Consider the following 12528-nt stretch of genomic DNA (forward strand, 5'->3'; position numbering starts at 1 on the left):
GCCTATCAAGAGGGTTCTCTTCGTCTGCAGCCAGAACCGGTTGCGCAGCCCGACCGCCGAGCAGATCTTCTCGACCCGCGAAGACCTCGAAGTCTCCTCTGCGGGCACAAACAACGATGCCGAAAATCCGCTGACACCCGAACTGGTGTCATGGGCCGACATCATCTTCGTGATGGAAAAATCCCATCGCAACAAATTGATGCGGAAGTATCGGGCTCAGGCAAAAAATGCCCGTGTGATCTGTCTCGACATTCCCGACGACTACGAGTTCATGGATCCGACGCTGGTGCGGCTGCTAGAAACCAGGGTTTCGCGCTATCTCGGCCCGGCGAGATAGCGTTGCAGCCTACGCGTGATGCTTGGGGGCCTTCACGCGATCTTTTTCAGCGAAGAGTTCGCGACCCGTCTTCAGCTCGTCCTTGCCATGACGGTGATCGCCGTTTTCATCGCCGGAGGATTGGGAAGAACCTGTCTCGCGTGCGCTGCGCGCTTCCAGCTGGGACATGCAGGCATCGAAATGATTGGGCATCGTGTGCTTCCAGAATCACCCTTGAATTCCGCCGCGCTTTGTGTGCTGCGGCCCTGTGGCAAAGGTGTGGCGGCGCGCGACTTTTGCAAGTCTTGGCCACCCGTGCCAAACAAGGTTCACCGGAGGGCGCATGAACGGCGAAACAACCAGGAAGACCTATATGATCGGGCAGACGGAGCTCACTGCCCGGCCGCTCGAAGCGGCGCTCTATCTGGTCGCCACGCCGATCGGCAACCTGGCCGACATCACTCTGCGCGCCTTGGAAACGCTGGCCTCGGCCGATCTCGTCGCCTGCGAGGATACGCGTGTTTCGCGCGTGCTTCTGGAGCGTTACGGCATCCGGCGCCGCACCACCGCCTACCACGAGCACAATGCCGCGGAGGCTGGTCCAAAATTGATTGCGGCCCTCGAACAGGGACAAAGCGTCGCGCTGATTTCGGATGCCGGCACGCCGCTGGTCTCTGATCCCGGCTACCGGCTGGTCGGAGAAGCGATCGAGCGTGGCATCCGCGTGGTGCCGATACCCGGCCCTTCAGCGCCACTGGCCGCGCTGACCGCGTCCGGTCTGCCCTCCGATACGTTCCTGTTCGCAGGCTTCCTGCCGGCCAAGACCGGCCAGCGCCAGACGCGCCTGGAAGAACTGAAGGGCATACCGGCGACTTTGATCTTTTTCGAGTCGCCGCGGCGGCTGGCTGAAACGCTGAACGCAATGACCGAGGTGCTGGGCGGGACCCGCCAGGCTGCGATCGGGCGCGAACTGACCAAGACGTTCGAGGAAATGCGGCCGGGCACACTGGCCGAGCTTGCTATGCACTATGCAGCCGCCGACACGCCGAAAGGCGAGATCGTCATCTGTGTCGGCCCGCCGATGGCAAGAACCGAAGGTCCGGCAGACATAGACCGGCTGCTTCTGTCGCTGGCAGCGGAAATGCCAACCTCCAAGGCAGCGGCCGAGGCGGCCAGGATGACCGGCGGCCAGAAACAGGCGCTCTACCGCAGGCTGCTCGAACTGAAGGAAGCGAGCGGTGGCTGAGGCCTCCGTCAGCAGGAAACGCAAATCCTACCGGCGGGGCCATCGCAGCGAATGGCTCGCCGCAATCGCCCTGACTTTCAAAGGCTACCGCATCCTCGCCCGCCGTTATCGCACCAGGCTTGGCGAGATCGACCTGATCGCGCGGCGCGGCGACCTCGTGCTGATCGTCGAAGTGAAGGCGCGGCGGACATTGAAGGAGGCGATGGAAGCCATCCAATCCGAATCCGCGCATCGTATCGAACGCGCCGCCGATCTGTGGCTGTCGCGCCAGCCGGACTTCGGCAAGCTTTCGGTGCGTTTCGACATGGTGGCCGTTCTGCCCTGGCGCTGGCCGGTGCATGTCGAGAACATCTTTCAGGGACACCGATAGAGCAACGCTCTGGCATCAGGTCTTTACCGGCATGGAAAATGCCCTTAACAGCGCTTCCAAACCGTGAATTTGCGCTGCCTTGCCGCAGCCACCATGCCAGTGGAGCAATCGATGAGCTTTCCCGACCGCTTGAGCAACGACCCACGCAGCCCCTTTTTCGACGCCGAGGTGCTGGAGCGCGGGGTCGGCATCCTGTTCAACGGGCGCGAACGCGATGACGTCAGCGAATACTGCGTCAGCGAAGGCTGGATCCGCGCACCCGCCGGCAAGTCGAAAGACCGCTTCGGCCAGCCGATCACCATCAAGCTCAAGGGCACGGTCGAACCCTTCGCGAAGCCCTGAGCTAAGCCAGGCCGCCGGATCGCGGATCAACCGGTGATGTCGAAATCCGCCGGAGCGTCCGAGAATTCGGCGGGTTTTGGCTCGACACTCCGGACGTCAGCGCCGGATGGTCCTTGCCAGAAGGCCTTGAGCATCTCGGCCACGGCTTCGTTTGGCCCCGCAACCAAGGCGCTGACAGCGCCGTCCGGCTCGTTGCGCACCCAGCCGCGCAAGCCGAGGCTTACAGCCCTGCGTTGGGTCCACGCACGAAAACCGACACCCTGAACGCGGCCTGCGATGCGTACGAACACCGCTCTGCCGCCTGCGTTCATCGCTTCGTTACCCGCATCGGCAGGCCGCCTTCGGGCTGGGTGGTCAGTTTCTGCACCGGCCATGGTTTTGTCTCGGCCACCGTATCGAAGCGAAAGCGCGACAGAAGCATGGCGAGCGCGATGATCGCCTCCTGCATGGCGAAGCTTGCCCCGATGCAGACGCGCGGCCCCGCGCCGAATGGGAGGTATTGGAACCGATCCATCTTTTCCCGATTTCCGGGGTGGAAACGCTCCGGCAGGAAGGCATCGGGCCGATCCCACAGCTTGCGATGTCGATGCACCACCCAGGGCATCACCAGCACGGCGGCGCGCGGCGGAATGTAGAGCCCGTTGAACGTCTCCGGCTCGATCGGCTCGCGGTTGATCGACGGCGCCGGTGGGTAGAGACGCAAAGCCTCCTCGAACACCGCGCGTGTGAGCGGCATGGCGTCCAGCCATTTGGTCGGGTCTGGTTCACGCGCGAGAACGGCGTCGATCTCGGCCTCCACCGGCTCCCGCTCCCATGGCGCCTCGGCCAGGCAATACAGCGTCCAGCCGAGCGCCCGTGCCGTAGTTTCGTGGCCGGCGCCGATGAAAGTGATGATGTTGTCCTCGACCTCGGCGCGGGTCAGCCCGTCCGGACCTTCGGCCTTGAGCAGAAGGGTGAGAAAGTCCTGCGGCACACCGTCTGGATCGCGCTTCAGGCGATCCTCGCGCATGAGCACGGTGTTGCTGACGATGTTGCGGAAATAGGCCAGCGACTTGCGGCCGCGGATGCGGGTAAGCCTCGGCAGCCAGTCCGGCGCGCGCAGCAGGTCGAGCGGATCCACCCGGCCCATGGTCTCGAACAGACGGTCGATCTGGCTGGCGAAACTGCCCGGCTCGCCGGCAATCTCGTTCGAAAACAGGGTCTCGGCCAGAATCTCGTAGGTCAGCATCGTCATGTCGTGAGCGACATCGGTGACCGAGCCATCCACGTAGCGATCGACGAACTCGTTGGTGCGCTTCAGCATCGGAGCAGCGAAACCGAAGATGTGGCGCGGCGTGAACACCGGCGCCATCGCCTTGCGCGAACGCTTCCAAACATCGCCCTCGGCGGTGAGCAGGCCGTCGCGCAGGATGGGGCGCAGGATCTTCTGGCGCACCGTCGCCATCTTGTAGTTCCTGGCGTTGTCGACCAGTACGTGGCGGATCAGCGCCGGATCGTTGGCGACGACCAAAGGCCCACCGACACCTGTCACCGAAATCCACGGCTCGTTATAGGAGGGCTCGCCCCAGAGCTCGAGCGGATTTCGGTAGACGATGCGCATCATCTCGAGCGTCGAGGGCGGCACGGTGCGCGGCTTCGGCGCCGGCGGAACGAAGGGGGCTGGCTTTGTGTCCATGACGTCTTCCGTGACTGGTCACAATGTAGTGGGCGCCAATAGCGGCGTCCATGCGGCGCAACGGCGACACCGGGCCAACGATCGATTTTGTACCTTGTACGGGCCGGCGCCACTCTACCCGCAGGAGGTTGAGGACAAAATCCGCGCGCCTGGCTGAGTGCCCGGCCACATTTGCATGAATCGGCTCGGCGAGCGCAACGCCGTGCCTAATTCTTCAGTTCCTTCCGCTCCAGAAAGAACTTCAGGCTCTCGCGGATATCGGCTTCGTCGAAAACGCCCTGTGAGAACAGATCCATGGCTGCACGAGCCAAATTCTCCGCTGCCACGCTGCCTCGTGCGAGGCCACGCTGGGTGCAGATGTCGTCGTAGATGTCCTTGAGCAACTTGAGGTCGTCAGGATACGCTACCCCAGTCGACGAATGGGAGATCACCATCACTCACTCCCTGCACGTGGGTCGGAAGCCCAGTAGTTGTTTGTAGCCAGCGACGCCCCGATCAAGATCGCCAGAATTTCATCATACGATGACGCGGCTGAATATCCAATACGTGTCACCGTGTCCAATGCACATCGTCCTGCGTAGACCATCTGCCTGGCCGTGGACCGTGGCTGCTGGGGTCTCGACATGTTGAGAACAGGCCTTGACGAGGCGTTCGGGCGGTGAACGCGCCAATTGCCCCACTCCAGATCGGCCCCGTTTCAGCGGCCCCTCGTTATCCCCGCCCAAGCACCCTGCAAACCTTGGAAAAACCGCCTTTTACCCCTATATCTGTGTCTTCAGGACGAGCACGATTCGGGCGCTTCCTGCGCCTTTCAGAACGGTATCGAACGAACAGGTTTTCATGAGCGATCAGAGCGACAACGCCAACGGCGGCAGCGCCGAGTATGGCGCCGATTCCATCAAGGTTCTCAAAGGCCTGGATGCCGTGCGCAAGCGCCCCGGCATGTATATCGGCGATACCGACGACGGCTCAGGCCTGCACCATATGGTCTATGAAGTGGTCGACAACGCCATCGACGAGGCTTTGGCCGGCCATGCAGACCTGGTGACGGTGACGCTTAATCCGGACGGTTCGTGCACGGTGATCGACAACGGCCGCGGCATTCCGACCGACCTGCACCCGACCGAAGGCGTATCCGCGGCCGAAGTCATCATGACCCAGCTGCATGCCGGCGGGAAGTTCGACCAGAACTCCTACAAGGTGTCCGGCGGCCTGCACGGCGTCGGCGTCTCGGTGGTCAACGCGCTGTCCGTGTGGCTGCGCATCAGGGTTCGCCGTGACGGCAAGATCCACGAAATGAGCTTCACCCATGGCGATGCCGATGCACCGCTGAAGGTGACCGGCACCTATGTGCAGGAAAAACTGGCCGGCACCTATGAGGGCCGCAGCGGTTCGGAAATCACCTTCCTGCCGTCTTCGGACACCTTCAAGGGCGTGACCGAGTTCGACTACGGCACGCTGGAACACCGGTTGCGTGAGCTTGCTTTCCTGAACTCCGGCGTGCGCATCGTCCTGACCGACAAGCGCCATGCCGACGTCAAGACGCAGGAACTGCACTATGAAGGCGGTCTGGAAGAGTTCGTCAAATATCTCGACCGGTCCAAGAAGTCGCTGATCGAGAAGCCGATCGCCATCAAGAACGAACGCGACGGCATCACCGTGGAAGTCGCGATGTGGTGGAACGACAGCTACCACGAGAATGTGCTGGCCTTCACCAACAACATCCCGCAGCGCGATGGCGGCACCCATCTGGCCGGCTTCCGTGGCGCGCTGACGCGCCAGGTGACAGGCTATGCCGACACGTCGGGGCTGACCAAGAAAGAAAAGGTGACGCTGACCGGCGACGATTGTCGCGAAGGCCTGACCGCCGTGCTTTCGGTGAAGGTGCCGGATCCTAAATTCTCGTCGCAGACCAAGGACAAGCTGGTATCCTCGGAAGTGCGTCCGGTCGTGGAAAGCCTCGTCAACGAGGCGCTCGGCACATGGCTGGAGGAACATCCTTCCGAGGCCAGGACGCTGATCGGCAAGGTCGTGGAAGCCGCCGCCGCCCGGGAGGCTGCCCGCAAGGCGCGCGAACTGACCCGCCGCAAGGGCGTGCTCGACATCACTTCCCTGCCCGGCAAGCTTGCCGACTGCCAGGAACGCGATCCGGCCAAGTCAGAAATCTTCATCGTCGAGGGTGACTCGGCAGGTGGCTCGGCCAAGAGCGGCCGCTCCCGACAGAACCAGGCGATCCTGCCGCTGCGCGGCAAGATCCTCAATGTCGAGCGCGCGCGTTTCGACCGCATGCTGTCGTCCGACATGATCGGCACGCTGATCACCGCGCTCGGCACCTCGATCGGCAAGGACGAATTCAACGCCGACAAGCTGCGCTACCACAAGATCATCATCATGTCGGACGCCGACGTCGACGGTGCTCACATCCGCACGCTGCTGCTCACCTTCTTCTTCCGGCAGATGCCGGAACTGATCGAGCGCGGCCATCTCTATATCGCGCAGCCACCGCTTTATAAGGTCAGCCGCGGCAAGAGTTCGCAATACATCAAGAACGAAGGTGCCTTCGAGGAATTCCTGATTTCCTCCGGTCTCGAGGATGCCTCGCTCACCCTGTCATCCGGAGAAGTCCGCACCGGTCAGGATCTGGCTTCCGCCGTGACCGACGCACTGGGTGTGCGCCAGCTGATAAACGGCCTGCACACACGCTACAACCGCAGCGTGGTTGAACAGGCGGCGATCGCCGGCGGCCTGAATCCCGCTGTCTTCAGCGATCTCGGTCGCGCCAACGCCATGGCCGAAACGATAGCAAGGCGGCTCGACGTCATCGCCGAGGACACCGAGCGTGGCTGGCAGGGGCGCACATCGACGTCCAACGATGGTACCGGCGGCTATGTGTTCGAACGCACCGTGCGCGGTGTGCGTGAAGTGGTGCAACTCGACATGGGCCTGATCAACTCTGCCGATGCACGTCAGCTCGATCGTTACGCCGCCCGCCTCGCCGAAGTCTATTCCGAGCCGCCGCAACTGCGTCGCCGCGAGACCTTGGAGATGATTTCCGGCCCGCTCGCTCTGCTTGACGCGATCTTCGCGGCCGGCAGGAAGGGCCTGACCATGCAGCGTTACAAAGGACTCGGTGAGATGAACGCCGAGCAGCTGTGGGAGACGACGCTCGATCCGAACGTGCGCTCGCTGCTGCAGGTCAAGGTCAACGACGCCACCGACGCGGACTCGCTGTTCGCGAGACTGATGGGTGACGAAGTGGAGCCGCGCCGCGAATTCATCCAGGAAAACGCGCTGAGCGTGGCCAATCTGGACATCTAAGCCACCTGCACTGCCTCGCTGACGCGTTCCGACGGCGCGTCAGCTGCTGTCGATGCTCGCTCCGCGCTATTGCTGCTGCAGGCCGGTGATCATGGCGATGATCTCGTTCTTGTCGGTGTTGGCCGTCTCGCGCACGCCGATCTGCTTGCCGCGACGCAGCACGCAGATACGGTCGGAGAGCCGGAAGACCTGATCGAGGCTGTGGCTGATGATCAGCACACCGATGTTGCGCCGCTTCAGCGACAGGACGATCTCCTCGACCTTGGCGGTTTCAGCGACGCCCAGTGCGGCTGTCGGTTCATCGAGCAGGATCAGCTTGCTTGCCCAGTGCGTGGCGCGGGCGATCGCCACGCCCTGGCGCTGGCCGCCTGACAGGTCGCGAATGGTGGCGTGCGCGGAAGGAATGCGTACGTCGAGTTCCTTCACCAGGCTTTCGGTCTCGGCGATCATGCGGCGCCTGTCCAGCAGGCCGAGACCGTTCACCGGCTCCCGACCCAGGAACATGTTCATGTAGACGCTCTGCTGGTCGGCGAGAGCGAGATCCTGATAGACCACCTCGATGCCATGCGACCGCGCCATAGTGGCGTTGGACATCGTCACCGTCTCGCCCTCGATGGAGATCGTGCCCGAGGTCGGTGAATGGACGCCAGAGATGATCTTGATCAGCGTCGATTTGCCGGCGCCATTGTCCCCGACCAGGGCCACGATCTCGCCCGGATAGACTTCGAGCGAGAAATTCTCGATCGCGGTGATGCCGCTGAACATCTTGTGGATGTCCTGCAGCTTGAGTACCGGTGCGTTTGCCTCAGTCGTATTCATGACATCACTCCTAGACGGGCCAGTCGGCCGTCGCACCAAACCCGTTTTCGATGGTCTCGACCTTCGGCTGGCCCGTCGAAATGCCGGAGACACCGACGACGAAGGCACGGGTGACGAAAGCCTGGCCACGGAAGCCGAAAACCGCCGTGTCGCCGGGTTTGGGCGCGGACGAGCCGGTGGCGTCGATCATCGCGTAATAGTCGATCGCAGAGGGTGGAGGCACCTCGACGCTGCGCAGTGCGATGGCCGCCACCGTGGGCTCGGCACCGACCAGGGCTTTCACGTCGTAATCCGGGAAGATCGGGTCGATGTAGAAACCGCCGCCCAGACAATAAGCCTTGCCACCGGCAAGATGCGACACTTCGGTGAGATAAAGCACCGCCGGCAGTTCCGGCAGATCTTCCATCACATGCAACGCAGTGGTGCCGTGCAGGCCATTGCCCGGTTCGCATTGCGTCGCACCGGCATCCGCAAGGGCCTGCAACATCACGGCCGAAGTGGTGCCGGGGGCATTGATTTCGATATCCTTGCGGCCGGACTTCGCCAGGATCTCCGCCGCCTTCGCAAGGGTCGAAAGATTGTGCGTCGGCAGGACCTTGCGCGTGGCCTGATCGAACAGCAGCGCGGGGAATGTGGTGATGCCGGCGAAACGGCCACCGTCCAGCGCGTCGAGACGATCGGCCACCGCCGTGACGTCGGCCGCATCATAACCGCCCTCGTGGCCGCGATAGAACGTGTCGCCTTCGGCGCGGATGCGCGCCAGCAGACCCTGAGTGTATCCGGCAGCTTTGGCGGCGACTGCGGCCTCTTCCGCCTTGCTGTCGTTGAAGACCGTCCAATAGTCGGGCGCGAATGTCTTTGCTGCAGCCGCCGCCTCGTGGCGCGCGACCTGCTGGAGGTGCCCGAGATGGCCAAGCTTCAGGCCAGCCTTGTGGGTCGCACGTGCGCAGGCCATGTCGACGGCGACGGCGCGATCGATGCCGCCACGCTTGACTGCATGGCAAAACGAGCTCGAACGGCCAACCTGCTTGGTCATGGCAAAGGCTTTCAACCCGAGCCGGGTGGCCTCGTCAGCCAGCACACGGGCGTTGCGCTCGACCGTGTCCAGGTCGAGAACATAGGCGTTTGCCGGGATCTTCCCCTGCTGGTGCAGGGCCATCGCCGCTTCGATGAAAGCCGGATTGCGGCGGCGCAGAACGTCGAGAAACATGATCGCTCCTTCAGCGGGACTTTTCGCGCAGCGACACGGCGACTGCAGCCAGGATGATGAGGCCTCTGACGATCATCTGGTCGGAGACCGAAAGGCCCATGAGGATGAGGCCGTTGTTGAGCATGCCCATCATCAGCGAGCCGACCAGCGCGCCGATGATTGATCCCCTGCCGCCGTTCAGCAGCGTGCCGCCGACGATGACGGCAGCGATGACGGTCATCAGATCGGTTTCGCCGAGGGTGTATTTGGCGGCCTGCAGGCGGCCGGCATAAAGCAGGCCGGCAAGGCCGGCGAGGCTGCCGCTGATCGCCATGACGGCCAGCCGGACGCGCGGCACGCTGATGCCGGACACGCTGGCGGCGCGCGCGTTGTCGCCGGTCGCCAGGACGTGAGCGCCGAAACGGGTCTCGCGATAGATGATATGCCCGATCGCCACGGCGATCGCCGTCCACCAGATCAGTGACGGGATGCCGAGAAAGACACCCGAGCCGAAGAAGCCGGTGAAGACGCTGTCGGTGACCGGGATGGAGCGCAGGTCCGTCATGGAGCGCGACACGCCGGCAAACAGACCCAGTGTCGCCAGCGTCACCAGGAAGGACGGCAGTTTGACATAGGCGACCAGTGCGCCATTGAGCAGGCCGACGAGCAGGCCGGCGCCGAGACCAGCCAGGACACCGGCGACAAGACCGTATTGGCCAAGCGTCACTGCTGCGGCCAATGCCGCCACCGCGACCGTCGAACCGATCGAAAGGTCGATTTCGCCGGCCGACATGACGAAGACCAGCCCGATCGCCATGATGGTGGCCGGCGCTGTCTGCAGCACGATGTTGGAGAGGTTGCGGACCGTCAGGAACCCACTGTCCTTCAGCACCACGGCGAAGAACAGGAAAATGGCCAGGAAGCCGAGATAGACGACATATTGCTGCAGGTTGAAGCGACTGGCCAAACCCTGGCCGGCAGCGCTCGTGTCGGCACTGGACATCATTCTTCCTCCGGGAAAGACAGGGGCTGCCCCCTGCATCCTTGTTACTTCGTGGCTTCCGCGATGCTCGCGGGCATGTCCTTGCGGAGCGACTTGTTCCAGCCCTCGGCGACCGTTTCCTTGGTCACGGCGAGAGAGTCGACCACCAGGAACGGTTCCGCCGCCTTGCCGACCAGGGAGCCGGCTGCAGCGCGGGCGACGGTGACACCGATATCGTAGGCTTCGTCGGCCACCAGCGCAGCGATGTTGCCACCCTTGACCATATCCAGTGCGGCCGGCTCGTTGAGGTCGAGCGTGACGATCCGGGTGTGGGTGTTGCCGGCGTTGCGCAGGGTGGAAAGCACGCTGAGCGCAGGCTCCGCCCAGGTGACGTAGATGCCGTCGAGGTCCGGGTTCTGCGTGACCATCGCCTGCGCAATCTCCTCGGCGCGCGCGGGGTCGGCCATTCCCGCCTCCGCGACGATCTTCATGTCGGGATAGTCCTTCTCGATCGTCGCCTTGAAGGCGCCGTCGCGCTGGTTGGTGACATAGAAATCGGCGTCGTGGAAGATGTAGCCGACCTTGCCTTTCCTGCCGAGCGCTTCGGCCATGGCGATGCCGGCCTTGTTGCCCATCTGGAACAGGTCGTCGGAGACGATCGTGACATAGTCCTTGCCATGCTCGTAGCCGGCAGGCGAGTTGTCGACGAAGGCCAGCTTCACCCCGGCGGCGCGCGCCGGGTCGTAGACGCTGGCCGCGCTTGCCGGATCGACCGGCAACGAGACGATGATCGATGGCTTCTTGGCCAAAACCGTCTCCACGTCGGCCTTCTGGCGGGCACCGTCGAAACCGGCATCCGTCTGGGCGACGACCTCGATGCCGAGACGCTTGAACTCGTCCTCGGCGCCGCGGTTGACCGCGTTGGTGTATTCGCTCATCTCGTGCCAGACCAGCGCGGCGGTGAACTTGCCGTCCCTGATCTTCTGTTCCTGGTCCTGGCTCAGTACCATGCTGGCTGCCGGGGTCGGCTTTTCACCATGCGGGCCCGTGGTTACGCCTTCGGCGGCGAAAGCCTGTGTTGCCGCCGCCAGCCCCAAGAACAGCACAATGCTGTTGAATTTCATCGACATTGTTTTTCTCCCCCGGTGAGGTTGGCTGAGAGGCCCTGCGGCTTTTGCCGCAGGGCAGCTGCATCACTTCGCGGCGTCGAGCACCGTTTTTGGCGCATCGCGGTTGAGCGACTCCTTCCAGCCATCGGCGACATTTTCCTTGGTGACGGTCAACGCAGGCGCCACCACGAACGCCGGCGTCTGCTGCCCGAGCAGCGATTTCATGCCGGCTGCAGCCATGGCCCGGCCAAGCTCGTAGGCCTTGTCGGCGACAAGCGCGGTGACGTTGCCGCCCTTCACCATGTCGAGCGCGACCGGCTCGGCGAGATCGAGTGTGACAATCCTGGTCTTGGTGTTGCCGGCCGAACGCAGTGCGGAAAGCACGCCGTCGGCAGGTTCGGCCCAGGTGACATAGATGCCGTCCAGATCCGGGTTCTGCAACAACATCGCATTGGCGATCTCTTCGGCGCGGGCCGGATCCGAGATGCCCTTTTCAGCGACGATCTTGATGTCGGGATAACTCTTTTCGATCGTGGTCTTGAACGCCTGATCGCGCTGGTTGGTCACGTAGTAGGTGGCATCGTGGTAGATGTAGCCGACCTTGCCCTTGCTGCCGATCGCCTTGGCGAGCGCGTCGGCGGCCTGTTTGCCCATCTGGAACAGGTCATCCGTCACGATCGACGCATAGTCGCCGCCCTGCTTGTAGCCGCTCGGTACATTGGAGAGGAACACCAGCTTGGTGCCGTCCTTCACCGCCTGTCGAAAAGCCTCGGCCGAAGTAACGGGATCGAGCGGCAGCGCCAGGATGACATTCGGCTTGGCGGCCAGCGCCGTCTCGATGTCACTGCGCTGCCGAGCCGCATCGAAACCCGCATCCGTGGTCACGGCGATATCGACGCCGGCACGCGCGAATTCGTCCTTGGCACCGGCCGAGACCGCATTGGTGAAGTCCGAGGAGGTGTGCCACAGCAGCGCCGCCTTGTAGCCCTTGCCTTTCAGTGCACCGATGTCGGCGTCATTGAGCTTGACCTCAGCGCTCGGGGTCGCGGCCTCTCCAGCGGGACCGACCGTTTGAGCGAAGGTGGCCCCGGTCGCCAGCGTCAGACCGCCTGTCAGTGCAGCAGCCAGTAGTTTCCTCAAGATCATGTTTTCCTCCCGTTGT

Annotated in this window: 14 protein-coding genes; 5 read left to right on the plus strand and 9 right to left on the minus strand. The window is 63.2% G+C overall.

The window, feature by feature from the left end:
* The first annotated feature begins 4 nt into the window (after positions 1-4).
* Positions 5-337, plus strand: coding sequence for a low molecular weight protein tyrosine phosphatase family protein (locus ACFJIU_RS17315; RefSeq protein WP_379073142.1), 333 nt, complete (start codon positions 5-7; stop codon positions 335-337).
* Between the two features lie 9 nt (positions 338-346).
* Here ACFJIU_RS17315 and ACFJIU_RS17320 read toward each other — a convergent pair whose 3' ends face one another.
* A complete protein-coding gene (locus ACFJIU_RS17320; RefSeq protein ID WP_379061832.1) occupies positions 347-529 on the minus strand; it encodes a hypothetical protein in 183 nt (60 codons plus the stop codon).
* A gap of 130 nt (positions 530-659) precedes the next feature.
* On the opposite strand from ACFJIU_RS17320, the gene rsmI reads away from it, so the two are divergent.
* From rsmI to ACFJIU_RS17335, 3 genes are all read left to right on the plus strand, one after another.
* Positions 660-1562 carry a 16S rRNA (cytidine(1402)-2'-O)-methyltransferase gene (gene rsmI, locus ACFJIU_RS17325; protein WP_379061834.1) on the plus strand — a complete coding sequence of 301 codons (903 nt, stop codon included), beginning with the start codon at positions 660-662 and terminating at the stop codon, positions 1560-1562.
* Positions 1555-1932, plus strand: coding sequence for a YraN family protein (locus ACFJIU_RS17330; RefSeq protein WP_379061836.1), 378 nt, complete (start codon positions 1555-1557; stop codon positions 1930-1932). The genes rsmI and ACFJIU_RS17330 overlap by 8 nt, the downstream gene beginning before the upstream one ends.
* Before the next feature lie 111 nt (positions 1933-2043).
* The gene (locus ACFJIU_RS17335) at positions 2044-2274 is read left to right on the plus strand and encodes a DUF3297 family protein (protein ID WP_379061839.1); all 231 of its coding nucleotides are present in this window, start codon (positions 2044-2046) and stop codon (positions 2272-2274) included.
* A gap of 26 nt (positions 2275-2300) precedes the next feature.
* On the opposite strand, the gene ACFJIU_RS17340 is transcribed toward ACFJIU_RS17335, so the two are convergent.
* From ACFJIU_RS17340 to ACFJIU_RS17350, 3 genes are all read right to left on the minus strand, one after another.
* On the minus strand, positions 2301-2585 hold the full coding sequence (locus ACFJIU_RS17340) for an acylphosphatase (protein ID WP_379061841.1): 285 nt from the start codon (positions 2583-2585) through the stop codon (positions 2301-2303).
* A complete protein-coding gene (locus tag ACFJIU_RS17345; protein ID WP_379061843.1) occupies positions 2582-3949 on the minus strand; it encodes a cytochrome P450 in 1368 nt (455 codons plus the stop codon). Before ACFJIU_RS17345 ends, ACFJIU_RS17340 begins: the two co-directional genes overlap by 4 nt.
* A gap of 206 nt (positions 3950-4155) precedes the next feature.
* A complete protein-coding gene (locus ACFJIU_RS17350) occupies positions 4156-4383 on the minus strand; it encodes a hypothetical protein (protein ID WP_379061845.1) in 228 nt (75 codons plus the stop codon).
* Between the two features lie 406 nt (positions 4384-4789).
* On the opposite strand from ACFJIU_RS17350, the gene gyrB reads away from it, so the two are divergent.
* Positions 4790-7267 (plus strand): DNA topoisomerase (ATP-hydrolyzing) subunit B, encoded by a 2478-nt coding sequence (gyrB, locus tag ACFJIU_RS17355; protein ID WP_379061847.1) that lies wholly within the window; start codon positions 4790-4792, stop codon positions 7265-7267.
* 66 nt (positions 7268-7333) lie between these two features.
* Here gyrB and ACFJIU_RS17360 read toward each other — a convergent pair whose 3' ends face one another.
* From ACFJIU_RS17360 to ACFJIU_RS17380, 5 genes are all read right to left on the minus strand, one after another.
* Complete coding sequence (locus tag ACFJIU_RS17360; protein WP_379061850.1) at positions 7334-8086, minus strand: ATP-binding cassette domain-containing protein; 753 nt, start codon at positions 8084-8086, stop codon at positions 7334-7336.
* Positions 8087-8096: 10 nt separating this feature from the next.
* Complete coding sequence (locus ACFJIU_RS17365) at positions 8097-9296, minus strand: alanine racemase (protein ID WP_379061852.1); 1200 nt, start codon at positions 9294-9296, stop codon at positions 8097-8099.
* 10 nt (positions 9297-9306) lie between these two features.
* Entirely contained in the window at positions 9307-10281 is a 975-nt protein-coding gene (locus tag ACFJIU_RS17370; protein ID WP_379061854.1) for an ABC transporter permease, read from the minus strand.
* Positions 10282-10322: 41 nt separating this feature from the next.
* The gene (locus ACFJIU_RS17375; RefSeq protein ID WP_379061856.1) at positions 10323-11387 is read right to left on the minus strand and encodes a substrate-binding domain-containing protein; all 1065 of its coding nucleotides are present in this window, start codon (positions 11385-11387) and stop codon (positions 10323-10325) included.
* Between the two features lie 63 nt (positions 11388-11450).
* Positions 11451-12512, minus strand: coding sequence for a substrate-binding domain-containing protein (locus tag ACFJIU_RS17380; protein ID WP_379061858.1), 1062 nt, complete (start codon positions 12510-12512; stop codon positions 11451-11453).
* Between the last annotated feature and the right edge of the window lie 16 nt (positions 12513-12528).

It is taken from the genome of Mesorhizobium sp. UC74_2 (assembly GCF_042701485.1).
Classification (GTDB): Bacteria; Pseudomonadota; Alphaproteobacteria; order Rhizobiales; family Rhizobiaceae; genus Mesorhizobium.